This window comes from Rossellomorea sp. FM04394 (assembly GCF_041889765.1).
GTDB classification, from domain to species: domain Bacteria; phylum Bacillota; class Bacilli; order Bacillales; family Bacillaceae_B; genus Rossellomorea; species Rossellomorea aquimaris_B.
In genome coordinates, this window is record NZ_CP168654.1 from 807,004 (window position 1) to 824,561 (window position 17,558).

The window sequence follows — 17,558 nt, forward strand, 5'->3', positions numbered from 1 at the left end:
GTGTTAGAAAATTAAGACAAAGGGGATGGATAAGCAAATGAAGCGAAAGAAAAAAATGTTAGTGTATGCATTGGGTACAGGCCTGTTGCTCGGTTCGGGGAATATCCCTGCAATTAATGTCCTTGCAGAAAAACCAACTTCAATAGAATCCGTACTTGCCAACATGTCTCCACAGCAGCTGGAAAACTATAAGCAGCTCCAGTCAGTAGAAAAACAAGGTCTTTATTTAGATCGAACGGTTAACCTTAAAAGTGACAGCTCGGTGAAAGTCATCGTACAGCTTGACCACCACCCTGAAAAAGTCGCTCAGTTGAAAGCGAAACTGGAAGGTAAAACACTTGACGCTCGTGAAGCAAAGGCGCGTGTAGAAAAGGATCAAAAAGACTTCAAAAACGAATTGGCTAAAATGTTCGGGGATAAAAGCAAGAATGGTTACAACGTAGGCCAATCTTATAAAAACGCCATGAACGGTGTTTCCCTGGAACTTCCTGCTAATAGAATTGAAGATTTAATGAAACTTGATGTGGTAAGAGCGGTCTACAGCAACGTCGAAGTTCAAATTGATCCACCCGTTCCATCCGAGGCTCCTTCTAACGGACCAGCGAAAGATTATATGATGGAAAGCCTTCCTTACTTAGGAGTCGATAAGCTACATAATGAAGGGTTTACCGGCAAAGGAATTAAAGTGGGGGTTCTTGATACAGGTATCGACTATAACCATCCTGACTTGGATGAAGTCTATAAAGGCGGTTATGACTTCGTGGACAACGATAATGATCCGATGGAAGCAACGTATCAGGAGTGGCAAGAGTCCGGTTTACCGGAATTCTCGAATGGTAATTCCTATTATACTGAACATGGGACTCATGTTGCCGGTACGGTTGCCGGTGAAGGCGATAATGAAAGTGAATATAGTATAAAAGGGGTTGCGCCTGAAGCAGATCTTTATGGCTACCGTGTCCTCGGACCTTATGGAAGAGGGTCGAGTGAAGGGGTCATTGCAGGGATTGATCGTGCCGTTGCCGACGGAATGGATGTCATCAACCTTTCTCTTGGTGCCGGTGTGAATGATCCCCTGTATCCGACTTCTGTAGCGGTGAACAATGCTGTCCTCAGCGGTGTGACGGCTGTCGTTTCTGCTGGTAATGCGGGAAGTGAATCCTTTACATTAGGCTCACCTGGAACCGCTGCACTTGCCTTAACGGTAGGCGCAAGTGATGTCCCGATTGATATTGCGACATTCAAAGGTCAATATGGGGCAGAAAGCGTCAATCTTCAGCTGATGGCCAGAAACTATAGTGATAATCTCGCAGATTTAGAAGGTAGTAGTATGCAGCTTGTGGATGTTGGGCTTGCTGCCAGTAACAATGATTTTACCGGTAAGCCGGTAGCCGGGAATATCGCATTAATCAGCCGTGGTGACATTTCGTTTGTTGATAAGATTAAAGCGGCAGCAGCGCGTGGGGCTAAAGTCGTCATGATTTACAACAATAACGGTGAAGAAGGACACATCCCTCATTTCCTTGGAGAGGGAGTCGATTTTATTCCTACATTCTCCCTGACAAAGGCAGAGGGAGAAGCGTTGAAGGCAAGCATCCAGGAAGGTGAAACCTTTACCTTCAGCGATAGGCAGGCCATCACAACAGAGGGTGACCGCCTTGCCGATTTCAGTTCAAGGGGCCCATCCAGAATGAATTATGATATCAAACCTGAAATTGTTGCCCCTGGTGTGGGAGTACTATCAACGGTTCCTTCCTATATCAACGATAAAGAAAACGGGACGTATGATTACGCCTATGCAAGGTTATCGGGAACTTCGATGGCATCCCCTCATGTAGCCGGGATGGCGGCACTATTATTACAATCCAATAAAGAACTGGAACCGGCTGATGTGAAATCCATATTCATGAACACAGCGGATCCTATGAACGGCGATTACAGTGTCTATGAAGTTGGCGCCGGCAGGGTGGATCCTTATGAAGCCATTCATTCAGATATGAACTTTCAGGTCATTGATGAGACAACCACCCTCATGAATGGAGAAGAAATGAACATTGATGAGAAGACCGGGGGTATGAGCTTCGGATTTCAATATATTGAAAAATCACTAAGAGATCAGCGTACGATTTTGATTGAGAATTCCGGTGAAGAAACGAAAACATTTAATGGTAGTGTGGAGTTTACCAATCTGTCCCATGACGCTTCCAAAAACGGAATCCATCTATCTTTTGATGAAAAAATTAAGGTGAAGGCCGGGAAGAAAACAAAAACGAACGTATTCTTAAATATCCCTAAAACAGCTGAAGAGGGTTACTATGAAGGGTATATCCGCTATGTGAATGAGGAAAATCCATCTGAAGAATATCAAATCCCATTTGGTATCCGAATTTCCGAAGAAGGATTTGAATCAGTCAGAGCTTTCAACTTCTCGACTAAAGAGAATAATCAATTCGGAGCTATATTCAATTATACACCAATGGATTTCACATTGAAGTCACCTATGGAACAGATCAGCGTCGTGTTGGTCGACGGGAAGACGAATAACGAAATGGGACTGGTCGGAGTCATGGATGCTTCAGGAATCAATGAGGGACAGAGGATCATCATTAACTCTGCCTTTGCAGGTTACTATTACCCGTATGAAGATAACCGTATTTCAGTCAACCCTGCATTGGCACCGGAAGGTCACTACAAGCTAAGATTAGTGGGGATCAATAGTGAAGGGAAAACGTTCACGAAAGAAACGGATACATTCATTGATAATACAGCCCCGGAGTTTTCAAGTACATTGCCGACCGGCGTGTATGAGTATAAGGAAGGACAAGAGACGGTTCCATTCTCCATGTCCCTCTTTGATAAGACCATTGAAGATATGAAGAAAGCGGGACTGGAAGCATCCCAATCCAATAATTACATTGTCTATCATTATGGATCACCATATCCATCGGGGGCATTATTTACGGATGGCGAAGGGAACCTTTCGGATGAAATCTTGATGAACCCGATCCTCAGCAGGTATCCTGTTGGGTTCTTCGCACACGATTCCGCAGGAAACTTCGCGCAGGGTGGACCCATTGTCAATAGCTTTGTAAAAGAAGGTATACAGTACGCCACTGCTTCCATGAATAAAAAAGAAATCACGGCTGGCGATAAGCTGACGATGACACTCTCGTCTCATAATGTGAAGCAACTGAAAGAGGGATCTTTCTCAGTAGATTACGACAGCAATCAACTTGAGTTGACGGACGTGAAGATCCACCCGGATTTCCTTGAGTATGGTGATGCTGAGGTTACGTATGAGGACAAGGAAAAAACCAGTTCGAAAAGACATCTTGATGTTCATCTGAATGTGGAGAATCCGGAAGTGGAAGTAAATGGAGACATTCCAATGGCAGAAGTTACGTTTGAAGCGAAGGATGCTAAATTTTACAGAATGAACTATGTAACGGCGCCGACCTTTTCAAGCAAGTATACAGACGTAAATGGTCAAACGACTAATTTAAAGGGATATTTTGAAGGACAATATCCGGAACTGCTGCGCAGCTATTCAGAGATAAGAGGGGACATTAAGGCCCAAGGATTCTTTGGTATCGACGGAGTATATGACAATAGTATAGATTATTCAAATGCTCCCGTTTCCATCAAGGTGACCGATTGGGAAGGCAATGTACATGACGGGGAAATGGTCCGTAACAATGACTTCATAGCAAAGCTCCCAGTGACCGATAAGCCTTTCCAGATTGAAGTGAATATCCCTGGACATTTTCCGGTCAAATCCACTTTCAATATTTATGATCAACGTGAAGATAAGGTTGTCGGCACATGGCATGGCTTGCCTCTGCGCACGCAGGATGCCGGGGACATCAACCAGGACAGTGTCATTGATATCATGGATGCGATCGAGTTGAAAAACAGCTGGGGAACAGATGACCAACATTCGGACCTGAATTTCGACGGAATCGTTGATGCGAAGGACTTCGAATTAGTTGAATACAACTTCCTTGAAGCAGATCCTGGCGTGGATTCAGCCCCCAAACCAGTGGAGAAATATAAAGGAAAGTCTTTGGATGATATTAAAAATGAATTAGGTATTGAATAAAAAGATAATCGAGACAAAGGCAGGCGTTGCCTTTGTCTCATAACTATTATTGAGGTTTCGCGATTTTACTTTGCTGATTCTAACTATCCCTGCGTGATTTACTCGTGATAGTATCTGTTCAAGAAGAAAGTGCCGAAACTCCTGAAAATCAAAGGAATTTAAATTTTAACAATATTCGAAATTTACTATTTACATTTATCTGAATATTCGATAGTATTCAATGTATACAAAAGCTAATTGTTTTATGAATTTTTGAATGCGCATTCAAAAACATATTTCTTGTAATAAAGTGGGAGGTAACCATGAGTAATTATCAAGAAGAGAAAAGAGTTGTAAGACGTTACTTCGATGAGCTCGAGAGATCTACACCAGAAAACGTACAAAGTGTCTTAAAGGAATTTACAGGTGAACATTATAGTTGGCAGGGAGTGTATCCCTTCCGCGAACAGGAGGGAGTTCAGGCAGTAGCGGAAACCTTTTGGGTCCCTTTATTGAAGTCCATAAAGAAAATGCAGCGACGCCAGGACATATTCATGGCTGGAACGAACGAAATAAGTGGTGAAACATGGGTCATGAGCATGGGGCATTTTATGGGCCTCTTTGATAAAGATTGGATGGGGATCCGCCGAACAGGGAAAATGATCAACCTAAGATATGCAGAGTTTCATTGCGTGGAGAATGGAAAGATCACCAAAACGGGCTTATTCGTTGACCTGATCGGATTCATGATTCAGGCTGGAGTGAATCCACTGCCTCCTTCAACGGGTACATACTTTGTTTATCCAGGTCCAAGGAATCATGATGGACTGCAATTTGAAGATGTTCCAGAAGAAGAAGGTGTGAAAACGCTGACTCTTGTCAATCAAATGGTCGATGATTTATCGGAATTGAATAAGAGTGGAGCCATGGGATGTCCTCCAGAGGTCTTGGAGCGAACTTGGTCGGAGGATATGATTTGGTACGGTCCTGGTGGTATTGGGGCAAGTTATACCATTCCGAGATACCAACAGCAGCACCAGCTTCCCTTTAGAAATGGTCTGAAGGATAAGGAATTCAATGGTCATGTGTGCCGGTTTGCTGAAGGACAGTTCGCGTGCTTCTTTGGATGGCCGAACCTTTCGAATACGCCAATAGGTGGATTTCTGGGGCTGCCAGGGGGGAATATTCGTGCTGACATGCAAGTGGTGGATGTGTATTACCGCCAAGGAGATAAGCTTTCTGAGAACTGGGTTCTGATCGATATCCCTTATTGGCTGAAGCAGCAGGGATTGGATATTTTTGAGCGTACACAAGGGATTATAAATCCGTCACTTTAAGGATCAGCTTCAAGGGTAAGTACAGGATCACTTCTCTAACGGTATAACTGGAGATAAGAAATAATGAATGCGTTTACAAATTGAATGCTTGTAACTCTTCCTATATCAATTCCATACATCTTCGTCTCAATCATAAGCCTCTTGATAAAGGAAGTGGGTAGATCATATTGTTTGTTTTTGAATCCGCATTCAATAAAAATGGATATGGGGGGTCTTAGTTCAATATGGGTTGGATTGATATGACAATTGTTGCCGTATATATGATTGCTCTGATCATTATGGGTTATAAACTGGGGAAGGGAAATCACACACAAGATGACTATTTTGTAGGTGGGAGATCTGTTGCAACATTCCCGATTGCTCTTTCCATAGCAGCCACCACGGTCAGCGCAAATGGATTCATCGGCGGCCCAGGGTGGGCGTATGGTTCAGGGTTAATCGCTTTTATGTTGAATTTTAGTATACCGATCGTATTGATTTTAACATTATCGATATTCCTACCGTTTTTCTACAATCTGAGGGTGACCTCGATCTATGAATATATCGAAATGCGTCTGGGAGGGAAAAGTAGACTTTTAGTTGTCTTTGGATTCATTGTTTCTAATGTGATTCAGGTGGGTTCGTTTTTATTTATTCCTTCACTGGTCATCCAAACCTTCACAGGATGGTCATTGACGATTGTCGTTCCCATGGTGGTGGCAGTGGCGATTCTGTATACGTTACTAGGCGGAATTAAAGCGGTTATCTGGACGGATGCGATTCAGATGTTTGTCTTGTGGGGAGGAGTCATTGCTGCATTTGTTATTATTTTAAGCAATTTAGATATTGGCTTCTTTGAGGCGATGAAGGTCGTGAAGGAAGAGGGGAAACTGGATGCACTTGACTTCTCGCTGGATGCGAAATTAGAGAATGGTGTCTGGGTTGGCCTGATTGGCGGTCTCTTTATGTGGCTTAAATACTATGCCACGGATCAGACACAGACTCAAAGGATGTTCGCAGCAAAGTCCATCAATGAAGTGAAAAAGTCGATCTGTATCAGCGGATTTGTAATGAATATCATGTATTTTGTGTTCATGTTCATAGGAGTATTGCTTTTCGTTTTCTTTGACGGCAGGGAATTCGATAATTCCAACAACATTATGATTACTTTCATTGCAAATAACATCCCTGTAGGAATCTTGGGGCTGATCATGGCAGGAATATTTGCTGCTGCCATGTCCAGTATAGACTCCGTCTTAAACTCAGTGACGACCGTCTTCATTAAAGATATTTATGAAAAGTTCATCACGAAAGGAAAGCCGGCTTCTCTCAAGGTTTCGATGGTCTTCACACTCGTATTTGGGGTATTGCTGATCGGATTTACCTTGATGGCATTCAGCGGTACGACCGCTTCAATCTTAAAGACAGTGGGAAGCTATCTCTCATACTTCTCAGGATCGATACTGGCTATGTTTCTTCTGGCGATGTTCACGAAGAAAGCGAACGATAATGGAGTCGCCATCGGGTTTGTATTGGGAATCGTCATCACGACGTATATTGGAAACCTTGGCTTAGTGAACTGGCTCTGGAATTATCCTATCGGATGCGTAATCACTCTTATCATCGGTTACATTTTCAGCTTACTATTTCAAAAGAATAGAAGAATTGAACTGGAAGAATTCACGTTTAATGGTCAAAGAGCCAGGTTGATAAAAGAAGGAACTGTAACGGATGAAAACGGTCATTCCATCGTTCCAGGGGGCATGGACAAATACTCGTATGCACTCATCGGATTGTTTATTGCTCAGATTGTCATTTTGGGGCTTATCCAGTTATAAGGAATGAGGCTTTGTAATTGTCTGAATTTTTAATTATAATAGAATGTGAATCCGTATTCATAGTTGATTTCACAATAAAGACATCCGGATTTAATAAATGAAGGTAACATTTGAAAGGGTTTTGAAAAATGAACGGCAGAATCAGCGCATATGATGTGGCGAAAAAGGCAAGTGTTTCACAATCTACGGTTTCCAGGGTTCTGAATAATTATCCCCATATCAAGGAATCTACAAGAAGGAAAGTCCTTGAAGCGATAAAGGAATTAGGATTCACAAGAGATGAGATTGCCAGAAGCCTTGCCAGTAATAAAACGAGAACCATCGGGTTAATTGTCGGGGATATCACGAATCCCTTTTTTGCAGAATCAGCGAAAGTGATTACGGGAAAAGCACAGGAGATGCAGTATGATGTGATCCTCTGCAACACCAATCATAACGAAGAGAATCTGGATAAATATATTCAAACCCTTAAGGGGAAGCGAGTCGATGGGATAATCATTGCTTCTGCCGATAAGGACAATCAACGGATTAAAGAATTGTATGATCAAGGATTTCCTGTCATTCTTTTCAACAGTATCCTGGAACACGAGAAGGCAAATTATATAGCCGTCAACAACTACAAAGGAGCAAGGCTTGCGGTGGAGCATCTTTACCAGCTAAACCACCGTCGCATTGGATATATTGCAGGTCCTTCGAAGTATGTAACCACACACTTGAGAAACTTAGGATACAAAGAAGCACTTGCGGACTTAGGCATTGTAGGAAATGATCGATTTGTCTATGATAAAGAGTTCTCTTACGATGAAGTCTATCAATTCACGAGAACGTTATTAAAACAGAGCGACCGGCCAACGAGTTTTTTCTCTGCTTCCGACCAAATGGCCCTTGCCGTGTTAGATGCTGCAGCAAGTGAAAACATCAAGGTACCGGAAGAATTATCAGTCGTAGGATTTGATGATATCGATTTGGCTAAGAATCAGTATATTGGACTTACCACCATCACCCAACCGAAAGAAAAAATGGCAACCCTCGCCTTGGAAAAACTGATCTCCCTGATTGAAGAGGGCGAAGGGAAAGATGAAGGGTTCCAAATCATATTAGAACCCGATTTAATTCAACGAAAAACCACGGGAGTATGTAGGTACGAGAAGGAGGATAAGAAGTGACGCACTTTGCTGAACTCAAAGGTAAAAGGGTCTTGGTTACGGGAGGAAGTAAAGGCATTGGGAAGGATATTGCGCTCTCCTTTGCCAAACTGGGGGCAACAGTGATGATTTCAGGGAGGGATGAAAAAGCCCTGTCAGCTGCTGTCCTTGAGCTGAATCGTTACTCCCCCGATTGTTCTTATGTGAAGGCTGACATCCGGCATGTTGCTGACATTCATCAGATGGTGGATGAGGCAGCCGCTCAAATGGGTGGACTGGATGTACTGGTCAATAACGCAGGAGTGAATATTTCTAAACCAGCCATGGAAGTGACGGAGGAAGATTGGGACTCGATCCTTGATACAAATCTTAAAGGAAGCTTCTTCTCCTCCCAGCGTGCAGCGAAGTACTTTCTACCACAAAAAAGTGGGAAGATCATCAACATCGTGTCACAGATGGCATTCGTTGGCTATATCAAGCGGGCAGCCTATTGTTCCAGTAAGGGAGGGGCGGTTCAAATGACGAAGGCTCTTGCCGTTGAATGGGCGCCCTACAATATAAAGGTTAACGCAGTCGCCCCGACTTTCATTGAAACGGAACTCACCTCCAGCATGTTTGAAGACCATGACTTTTATCAAGATGTTCTAAACAGAATTCCATTAGGGAAACTCGCACAGCCTTCCGATGTGACAGGAGCGGTCCTATTCCTGGCGTCAGACATGGCAAACTTTGTAACGGGTGAAACCATCAAGGTTGATGGAGGTTGGACCGCAATTTAAAGAGTATCTTTCATTGCGTTTTGAATGCGCATTCAAAAAAGGAGGAATCAAGATGCCGAAAGTGGATGAACGAAAAGAGGAAAAAGTAGAAGTGGATCGTCCTTTTTATCAAGCACCTCAACATGACAACGTATTCTATGGCGACTCAAACGAAGTGAACCGGGTCGGCTATGCGGATTACAATGAATTCTCAAAGAATACGAAACGTAAACAGCGAATGAATGGATTTGACGAGGAGTATCTCGATTTTGTGGATTATATCATCAAGATCACCCATCGCATCTGGGAAGAGAAAGGGATCGGGATTATTTATCAAACCTATCATAATGATGTCACCATGCACACGGGAACAGCCCATATACAAGGTGTAAATGAGGTGGTGTCCGGGACCTTACAGGCTTTGCACGCCTTTCCGGATCGAAGGCTTGTTGGTGAAAATGTCATATGGTCAGGTAATGATGAGGAAGGATTTTTATCTTCTCACCGTATCGCATCGAGTGCTACAAACCTGGGGGATTCCTCATTCGGGCCCGCTACAGGTAAGAAAGTATTCTTTCGAACCACGGTTGACTGCTTTGTCCATTCAAACCGGATCGTGGAAGAGTGGCTGGTACGAGACAACCTGTATCTAGTCAAACAGTTAGGATTTGATCCCATCGAAGTGGCAAAGAAACTGGCACGGAATTCGGAGAACAAGACCCCGGCATTGCAATCCCACTTCGGTTCAAGCGGGACAATGGAAGGGCAGCTGATGCCACAAGTTTACTCTCCGAAGACAGAAGGTTTTGAAATTGGTGATTTTATTTTAGCCATGTACAACAAAGTATGGGAATGGCGACTATTCAATCACGTGAAGGACTTCTACGCCGATCATGCGGTGGTCCACTATATTTGCAATAAAGATTTGATTGGGACCAGCCAGATCCAGGGAATGCTCGTCAGTTTGTTTGCCTCTTTCCCAAGCGCTAAATATATGGTCGAGAGAGTGACCTGTAACGAGGGAGTCCAAAAGGGCGAATGGGATGTTGCTGTAAGATGGAGATTGCAAGGGATTCATGAGGGGATTGGATATTTTGGCCAGCCTAGTGGAAAAACAGTAGAGGTATTGGGGATTTCTCACCTGAAAGTGAGAAATGAGAAAATCGTAGAAGAATGGATGACATTTGACGGCTTGGATGTATTGAGGCAGATCTATTTAGGTACAGAGTCTGATGCTGACGATACAGAAACCGGAAAATACGAATAAACCATCTTTCATTTATTTGGTTTTGAATGCGCATTCAAAAGGAGGAAATACCATGTCAGTACAAACGTCTATTCAGAAAAATCCTTCAAGTATAAGTCATCAGGATTTTTATATGCCCGGGAATGTCCGTTTTGGAGTCGACACATTTTATTCCTTGCCGGATGAGATTAAGAAATTAGAGGTTAGCAGAGTCGTCATTATTAGTGATAAAGGTCTTGAACGGGTCGGAGTCGTTGAACGTGTACAGGAAGTAGTGGAATCGGCAGGAATCGAGAGTAACGTGTTTACAGACATTGAAGGAGAGCCGACCTTTACCCTGGTACAAAAGTCAGTAGAGTTTGTGAAGAAATCAGGGAGTGAACTCGTCATCGGTATCGGGGGCGGAAGTGCTCTGGATGTGGCCAAAGCGACGGCAGCCCTGGTTGATAAAGATGATGTAAGTCCTTATTTAAGTGGGACTAAAACCATAGAATCCAGACAGGTCAAGTGCATTCTGCTTCCGACGACGTCAGGAACCGGATCGGAAGTGACGATGAATGCCATATTCGGAGATGAAGAAGAGGAAGTAAAACGGGGGATTGTCAGCAGGCACCTTCTCCCGGACCTCGCCATCATCGATCCCGCTTTGACACGCTCCTGTCCGCCTCGGGTCACCGCTGCTTCAGGAGTGGATGCTTTCACACATGCCATTGAATCGTATGTTGCCGTGAAAGCTACCCCTTTAACGAAGATCTATGCTGAAAAGGCCATGAAGTTATTCAGTTCGAACATTACGAAGGCGGTTCATCATGGGAATGACATGGAAGGTCGCGTCGGAATGAGCTGGGTGAGCCTGTTGGCGGGCGTTTCGTTAGCCAATGCAGGTGTGGGAGCCGTTCATGCTTTGGCTTATCCACTCGGTGGAAAATATCATATCGAACATGGGGTTGCCAATGCGTTGCTTTTGCCGTTTGTTTTCGAAGAGACTGGGAAAACGTGCACTCAGGAAATGGTAGAGGTTGCAGGCTATCTTGAATTAGGGGATTACTCAAAAAATCCACACCAAGCGCTAAAGGCAATAGTGGGGTATCTATATGAATTACTGACGAATCTTGACCTCCCGACATCATTGGCGGAGCTTGGGATCAATGAGGAAGACTTGCCTCTTCTTGCCGGGCAAGCCTCACAGATTGATCGCCTGTTGTCCAACACACCGTACCAATTGACCGAAAAGAAAATCTTAGACATTTATAAAAAAGCATTCACGGGATACGAGAAAGGACGTGAGGAAGGGTGCTGAAAAATCAACTCAAAAAGAAACTCTACATCGATGGCAGGTGGCAGGAAGCAAAGGATTACTATGAGTTAAAATCCCCATTCAGCGGAGACGTCATTGCAAGCGTCCCCCTGGCAGATGAGCGTGAAGTGGAAGACGCCTTAGAGAGTGCACAATCAGGTTCTGAGAAAATGAAGCAGTTGACTTCCTTGGAACGTTCGGAAATCCTTGAGCGGGTTTCGCGACTTTTTGAAGAGAGATCTGAGGAAGCAGCAGAAATCCTTGCCCTGGAATGTGCGAAGCCGATAAAGGCAGCTCGTGCTGAAATAGCGAGAACGATTGAAACGTATAAATTTGCAAGCGAAGAGGCGAAAAGGATTCATGGGGAAACCATTCCCATGGATGCCGCCAAGAGTGGAAAGGGACGCTTTGCTTTTACGATTCGTGAGCCTTTAGGGGTCATCGCAGCGATCACTCCCTTTAACTTCCCATTCAACCTTGTGGCCCATAAACTGGGACCCGCCTTTGCTGCCGGGAATTCAGTGGTCCTGAAGCCGGCGAATCAGACGCCTTTAAGCGCACTCCTTACAGCGGAAATCTTTGAGCAGGCAGGCTTACCAGAAGGGGCGTTAAACGTAGTCACGGGGAGAGGCAGCGTCATTGGAGATCAGCTCGTGAAAGATCCGAGAGTGAAAATGGTCACCTTTACGGGGAGTGTGGAGGTGGGTATTGGCATCAAGGAGAAGGCAGGGCTGAAAAAAGTAACACTTGAACTGGGTTCGAACTCTGCTGTCATCGTCGATGGGGCGGAGGATATGAATGCTGTCGTCGATCGATGTGTGGAAGGTGCTTATTCATTTGCCGGTCAAGTATGCATTTCAGTGCAGAGGATATACGTGCAGGAAAAGCTCTATGAATCTTTTGTACATCAATTCGTTGAAAGAACGAAACGGCTTGTGATCGGCGATCCACTGTCAGAAGGCACAGACTTATCGGCCATGATCAATCTTGGGGAGGCAGAGAGGATTGAAGAGTGGTTCAAGGAAGCAACAGAAGCAGGCGCGCACATCTTGTATGGAGGAAAGCGGGAGGATGCCGTCATACACCCAACTGTGATCACGGGGGGATCATCCACTTTATCCCTGAACTGTAAGGAAGCATTTGCCCCCATTGTCACGATCACACCATACGGTTCGTTGGATGAAGCCATCGAACTCGTGAACGATTCGGAATACGGATTGCAGGCAGGGATCTATACCCCCTCTGTTCATAAAGCTTTTGATGCACTGCATCGACTTCAAGTCGGGGGAGTCATGATCAACGATATCCCTACTTACAGAGTCGATCAGATGCCTTATGGGGGAGTAAAGAACAGCGGTACCGGCCGTGAAGGAATTAAATATTCCGTGGAAGAGATGACCGAACTGAAATTAGTGACTTTTAATTTATGAGAATAGTCAATAAAAAACATTCTGAATAATAGAAAGGGAGATTAAAATGCCGACAGAACAACCGAAAGTGAAACGATATGTATCCAATGAAAAGATGGAAGATAACTGGATCGTCCGATTTGATGATCTAAAATCTAAAGCGATTCCCCTCATGTTTATTGATAGTATCATACCTGGTCATCAACGCCTGAATTACGCCCTGATCGGGGATACCGCCAGTGAAAATGATGCCTATTCCCCCGAAATCACGGAACCCCACGGGTTTCAAATCGGCATGGTGAAAGCACCTCCAGGGAATGGACCGGCCTACCATACACATGATTACATTGAGGCGTTTCTCCCTCTTTCCGGAAAATGGCGCTTCTATTGGGGAAATAGTGAAGATGAGATTGAGGGTGAAACCATCATCGAAGAATGGGATTTAATTTCCCTGCCGCCAGGGTTATGGAGAGGCTTTGAGAACATCAGTGATGAAGATGCTTGGATCTTTGCCGTACTTGAACAGCACGAAGTATTCAACGGGAAAGACCCATACTGGGCTCCACAGGTCGTAAGGAAAGCTGCGGAACATGGCTTCCATGCAGATACGTCAGGAAAGATGATCAAACCTGAGAATTTTTCCGCACTTGAGAAACAAATGGCGGAGAAGCTGAGAGCGGGAGAAAAATAGTAGATGAAGAAAGAAGCGTTAGTATTATTACCGGGTACGCTATGTGATGAGAGACTTTGGGAGCATCAGTTGGAGCATCTGACTGATGTTTCCGATCCTTCCGTCTCTATGTTAACCGAAGAAGACACCATAGAGGGAATGGCTGAATCCGTCTTGAAGCATGCCCCTGAACGCTTTGCTCTAGCTGGGCTTTCGCTTGGTGGGATTGTGGCAATGGAAGTCATTCGGCGAGCACCAGAAAGAGTGACCAGACTTGCCCTGTTGGACTCGAATCCACACGGCCCTAAGCAAGAGCAGTTGGAGGGCTGGAAGGACCTTATTTCAAAGGTGGAATCTGGGGAGTTTCAAAGCATTGTAGAGGAAAAATTGTTACCGAATCTCATTCATCCCAGCAGGCAGGAAGAACGTGATCTAGTATCAACCATAAGGGATATGGCGGAGAAAATCGGGCCAGAAGTATATGTGCAGCAATTAAGGGCAGTTTCTACGCGTTCTGACCTTCGGGAAGTGTTAAGGGAAATCAACGTTCCCACGCTCCTTTTAGTAGGAAGGGATGATCAGGTTTGCCCCTTGTCCTTACATGAAGAAATGCAGGAATCTATTTCAGAGTCACGGTTAGTTGTCGTAAATCACTGTGGCCATTTAAGCAGTTTGGAGCAACCGGAAGAAGTGACGGCTGCTTTACGTAACTGGCTGATGGAGTAAAGGATGGAAAATAGGGAGGTAATGTCATTGATCAATCCTGTAAAGGACAAACTTAGAAGCGGGGAAAAAGTGCTTGGAAGTTTCATTGGATTCTATTCTCCTAATTTCATTGAAATGATAGGATATGCCGGATTTGATTTCGTGGTCATAGACGATGAGCATGGTGCCTTCAGTCCTTCTGAATTAGAAAACATGATCCGGACAGCTGAATCAGTGGATCTGGTCCCCATTGTGAGAGTTTCATATGATCCTTCCAGCATCCAGAAGGCATTGGATAGAGGGGCCAAAGGAGTACAAATCCCTATGGTCAACACAAGGGAAGATGCCATAAAGGCTGTGAAAAGGGCGAAATTCCCTCCTTTAGGAAACAGGGGTGTCGCTTATTCACATAGGGCGGCGCGCTATGGGAATGAAGGAGGGAAGGCATTCTTAGATAGCTCCGATGAAAACATCCTAGTCATTCCACATATAGAAACCTTTGAAGCGGTGGAGAATATTGAGGAGATTATGGGTGTTGAAGGTATCGATGTTCTTTTCATCGGTACAACCGACCTATCGGTTGATATGGGGTTTAAAGAAGAAGGTGCCAAGCATCCAGAAGTACAAGGAGTCCTTCGAACATTGTATGAAAAAGCTTCAGAAAAAAACGTTGCGATTGGAACTGTGGCAGCTGATAGTACAGGAGCGCAGCAAGCTTTTGATAAAGGTGCAAGTTATGTAGGGGTTGTAGCGAATTCAGTGACTCTTAAGGCTCTACAGATAGTGGTAGAAGATACTAAAAGAGTCGGAAATGAAATGATCCAATAGCGGAATTGAAGTGAAAAAAGGAATCTTCACCAAACTCGTAAAAATGATGGTGAAGAATGGTGCTCTAGTGAACTTAATATATAGGAGGAAAAGGGACGGTTCTCGTGCTGACGAATAAGGAAGCATGAGAACCGTCCCTGTGGTTTTTTTCTGCGCATGCCTCCCAACCAGTGGAGCAGGCAGGGACCAAATCTCGTCCTTCGATCCAAGGCACCTTTCTCCCCGACTTACAGAAATTTCGTCAAAGCCATATGGAGACTAGATGTCACAGTAATGTTCGAAGAATCGATTCCGAGATGGGTCATGGTCTGGGCAATCTCGGGTCTTATACCAGATAGGATGGTTTCGACTCCGATCAGGGATAAGGCATCCACTACCTTGAAGATACGGTCTGCTACCATCGTATCAATGATCGGAACACCGGACAGGTCAATCACCAAGTATTCTAAGGATAATTCGCTTCCTTTTGAGAGTGCTTTATCCATCAGTTCTTGGGCTCTTTCGGTGTCAATATCACCTATCAAAGGGAGTATGCCAACTTGATTGGTTATTTTAATCACAGGGATGGATAATTCTAACGCTACAGCTTCTGCAGCGTTGATCCGGGTATAAAATCTTCTTGTATACGACATGCTCAGCCAATGTACGGCCTTGTCCACCACTGCGTCAAAATCTGAGATCAGGTGATAGAATTGATCGAATGTCAAGTTGAAAGCGGAAGCTTCCTCTTTAATGATTTGTCCGATTAAATTTCGGTAATCTCTCACCTCGTCCAGGGCAACCTCCAATGGAAGATTGAAATTAACGAGTGTATCGACGGCTTCTGATCCCCATTCCTGTAATTGCTCGAAGGCCGTATCCAAGTCACTTTCAATCGATTTTGCATAAATGTCAATGATATTCTCACGCCAACTATGAAGCTTCGATTCTATGTTACTGTACTGGCTTGATCTCAAATTGTCCTTTTGAACGATAAGCTCTTGCTTTTGACTCAATACTTTGTCACAGATAGCTTTCGTGTATGTTCGTTTACCTTGATCGATCATGTACTCACAGTCTCTCCTTTTACTGTAGTTTCCAAATATATTTTAACATAACTAAAAGGGAGAGGTGGAGCATGAACGATTGGGGTGAGCCAAGGAGCCAAGGGGAATCGGGAAGTAAAGTGGTGGTTTGGGGAGCCAAGGGGACAGGTCCCTTGGCTCAGGAGTAAACGATGAAATGGGGAAGAATTGCGGTGTTTGTGATTGGAGGCAAGGGGAATCGGGAAGTAAAGTGGTGGTTTTGCTACTTTTCCTAGTTCATGAAGGAAGCATGAGAACCGTCCCTGTGCTTCCAGGTAAAAAAAAGCGTATACACAGAAATCTGTGGTTTACGCTTTTTCTTTGCTATCAAACTTTCTAATTAAACCAGGGGAGTTGGTCTAAGAAGGATTAACGGTCGTTTTTGTTGAATTTTATATTGAATCAACAGTGCATGATAATGGGTTCGTAAGTTCCTTATAGTTAGTAAATTCAAAGGATCGCAGTCTTAGAGATATAATAAATGTTGACAATACCACACAATGATAAGGAGTTGGAATTATGAAGTTTCTACTCACATCTGCAGGCGTCAATAACAAAAGCATACACGACGCGTTGGTTGACATGCTTGACAAGCCAATCGAAGAATCCACAGCCCTGTGCATACCCACTGCGATGTACGGACACCCCTGGGTCGGACCAGGCGTCAAAGCATGGGAGTTCATCTCTGGCAACTCCGAGAATCCAATGGTCGATCTGGGCTGGAAATCCGTCGGTGTGCTGGAGCTCACAGCGCTGCCAAGTATCGATGAAGAACGATGGGTGCCGCTGGTCCGGGAGACGGACGTCCTGCTGGTCTCAGGCGGAGACGCCCTCTACCTTAGCTATTGGATGCAGGAATCCGGACTTGCTAACCTCTTGCCGTCGCTGCAGGCAGTCTATGTGGGAATGAGTGCCGGGAGCATGGTGATGGCACCCAACATTGGTGACTTCTTCGTTGGCTGGACTCCACCCGGTGGTGGCGATGATGCGCTCGGAATGGTCGATTTTTCAATCTTTCCCCACCTGGATCACGAAATGCTGCCGCATAATACTATGGTTGCCGCAGAGAAATGGGCCGCTGGCATGCAGGGGCCGGCTTATGCGATTGACGATCAAACGGCCATCAAGGTGATGGACGGAGCGGTCGAAGTGATCTCTGAAGGGAATTGTAAATTGTTTTCGTAGTGATGAGGTTAGGGTGGGG

General features: G+C 44.6%; 13 protein-coding genes. 12 read left to right on the forward strand and 1 reads right to left on the reverse strand.

Going from position 1 to position 17,558, the window contains the following annotated elements; genetic code table 11:
- Nucleotides 1-37: 37 nt before the first annotated feature.
- The 11 genes from ACCB35_RS04070 (at nucleotide 38) to ACCB35_RS04120 (ending at nucleotide 15,290) form a co-directional block, all read left to right on the forward strand.
- On the forward strand, nucleotides 38-4,099 hold the full coding sequence (locus ACCB35_RS04070; RefSeq protein WP_374055855.1) for a S8 family serine peptidase: 4,062 nt from the start codon (nucleotides 38-40) through the stop codon (nucleotides 4,097-4,099).
- 302 nt (nucleotides 4,100-4,401) lie between these two features.
- Nucleotides 4,402-5,415, forward strand: a complete 1,014-nt coding sequence (locus ACCB35_RS04075) for a hypothetical protein (RefSeq protein WP_374055856.1) — start codon at nucleotides 4,402-4,404, stop codon at nucleotides 5,413-5,415.
- A gap of 224 nt (nucleotides 5,416-5,639) precedes the next feature.
- Nucleotides 5,640-7,232: a sodium/solute symporter gene (locus ACCB35_RS04080; RefSeq protein ID WP_374055857.1), complete on the forward strand. Its 1,593-nt coding sequence runs from the start codon at nucleotides 5,640-5,642 to the stop codon at nucleotides 7,230-7,232.
- Nucleotides 7,233-7,360: 128 nt separating this feature from the next.
- Nucleotides 7,361-8,398 (forward strand): LacI family DNA-binding transcriptional regulator, encoded by a 1,038-nt coding sequence (locus ACCB35_RS04085; protein WP_044338753.1) that lies wholly within the window; start codon nucleotides 7,361-7,363, stop codon nucleotides 8,396-8,398.
- Entirely contained in the window at nucleotides 8,395-9,156 is a 762-nt protein-coding gene (locus ACCB35_RS04090) for an SDR family NAD(P)-dependent oxidoreductase (protein ID WP_374055858.1), read from the forward strand. Before ACCB35_RS04085 ends, ACCB35_RS04090 begins: the two co-directional genes overlap by 4 nt.
- A gap of 52 nt (nucleotides 9,157-9,208) precedes the next feature.
- Nucleotides 9,209-10,402 carry an ester cyclase gene (locus tag ACCB35_RS04095; protein ID WP_374055859.1) on the forward strand — a complete coding sequence of 398 codons (1,194 nt, stop codon included), beginning with the start codon at nucleotides 9,209-9,211 and terminating at the stop codon, nucleotides 10,400-10,402.
- A gap of 52 nt (nucleotides 10,403-10,454) precedes the next feature.
- Nucleotides 10,455-11,681, forward strand: a complete 1,227-nt coding sequence (locus ACCB35_RS04100; protein WP_374055860.1) for an iron-containing alcohol dehydrogenase — start codon at nucleotides 10,455-10,457, stop codon at nucleotides 11,679-11,681.
- A complete protein-coding gene (locus ACCB35_RS04105; RefSeq protein ID WP_374056945.1) occupies nucleotides 11,678-13,108 on the forward strand; it encodes an aldehyde dehydrogenase family protein in 1,431 nt (476 codons plus the stop codon). The genes ACCB35_RS04100 and ACCB35_RS04105 overlap by 4 nt, the downstream gene beginning before the upstream one ends.
- Nucleotides 13,109-13,154: 46 nt before the next feature.
- Nucleotides 13,155-13,778 (forward strand): cupin domain-containing protein, encoded by a 624-nt coding sequence (locus ACCB35_RS04110; RefSeq protein ID WP_374055861.1) that lies wholly within the window; start codon nucleotides 13,155-13,157, stop codon nucleotides 13,776-13,778.
- Nucleotides 13,779-13,781: 3 nt separating this feature from the next.
- Nucleotides 13,782-14,483 (forward strand): alpha/beta fold hydrolase, encoded by a 702-nt coding sequence (locus tag ACCB35_RS04115; protein ID WP_374055862.1) that lies wholly within the window; start codon nucleotides 13,782-13,784, stop codon nucleotides 14,481-14,483.
- 27 nt (nucleotides 14,484-14,510) lie between these two features.
- Entirely contained in the window at nucleotides 14,511-15,290 is a 780-nt protein-coding gene (locus ACCB35_RS04120) for an HpcH/HpaI aldolase/citrate lyase family protein (protein ID WP_374055863.1), read from the forward strand.
- 227 nt (nucleotides 15,291-15,517) lie between these two features.
- Here the strand turns inward: ACCB35_RS04120 and ACCB35_RS04125 are convergent, their stop codons facing one another.
- Complete coding sequence (locus tag ACCB35_RS04125) at nucleotides 15,518-16,336, reverse strand: STAS domain-containing protein (RefSeq protein ID WP_374055864.1); 819 nt, start codon at nucleotides 16,334-16,336, stop codon at nucleotides 15,518-15,520.
- A gap of 537 nt (nucleotides 16,337-16,873) precedes the next feature.
- Between ACCB35_RS04125 and ACCB35_RS04130 the strand changes: the two genes are divergently transcribed.
- Nucleotides 16,874-17,539: a Type 1 glutamine amidotransferase-like domain-containing protein gene (locus ACCB35_RS04130; protein WP_374055865.1), complete on the forward strand. Its 666-nt coding sequence runs from the start codon at nucleotides 16,874-16,876 to the stop codon at nucleotides 17,537-17,539.
- The last annotated feature ends 19 nt before the right edge of the window (nucleotides 17,540-17,558 follow it).

Coding starts and splice junctions, on each gene's coding strand:
- ACCB35_RS04070 (WP_374055855.1), top strand. CDS start 38: ATGAAGCGAAAGAAAAAAATGTTAGTGTATGCATTGGGTACAGGCCTG.
- ACCB35_RS04075 (WP_374055856.1), top strand. CDS start 4,402: ATGAGTAATTATCAAGAAGAGAAAAGAGTTGTAAGACGTTACTTCGAT.
- ACCB35_RS04080 (WP_374055857.1), top strand. CDS start 5,640: ATGGGTTGGATTGATATGACAATTGTTGCCGTATATATGATTGCTCTG.
- ACCB35_RS04085 (WP_044338753.1), top strand. CDS start 7,361: ATGAACGGCAGAATCAGCGCATATGATGTGGCGAAAAAGGCAAGTGTT.
- ACCB35_RS04095 (WP_374055859.1), top strand. CDS start 9,209: ATGCCGAAAGTGGATGAACGAAAAGAGGAAAAAGTAGAAGTGGATCGT.
- ACCB35_RS04100 (WP_374055860.1), top strand. CDS start 10,455: ATGTCAGTACAAACGTCTATTCAGAAAAATCCTTCAAGTATAAGTCAT.
- ACCB35_RS04110 (WP_374055861.1), top strand. CDS start 13,155: ATGCCGACAGAACAACCGAAAGTGAAACGATATGTATCCAATGAAAAG.
- ACCB35_RS04115 (WP_374055862.1), top strand. CDS start 13,782: ATGAAGAAAGAAGCGTTAGTATTATTACCGGGTACGCTATGTGATGAG.
- ACCB35_RS04125 (WP_374055864.1), bottom strand. CDS start 16,336: ATGATCGATCAAGGTAAACGAACATACACGAAAGCTATCTGTGACAAA.
- ACCB35_RS04130 (WP_374055865.1), top strand. CDS start 16,874: ATGAAGTTTCTACTCACATCTGCAGGCGTCAATAACAAAAGCATACAC.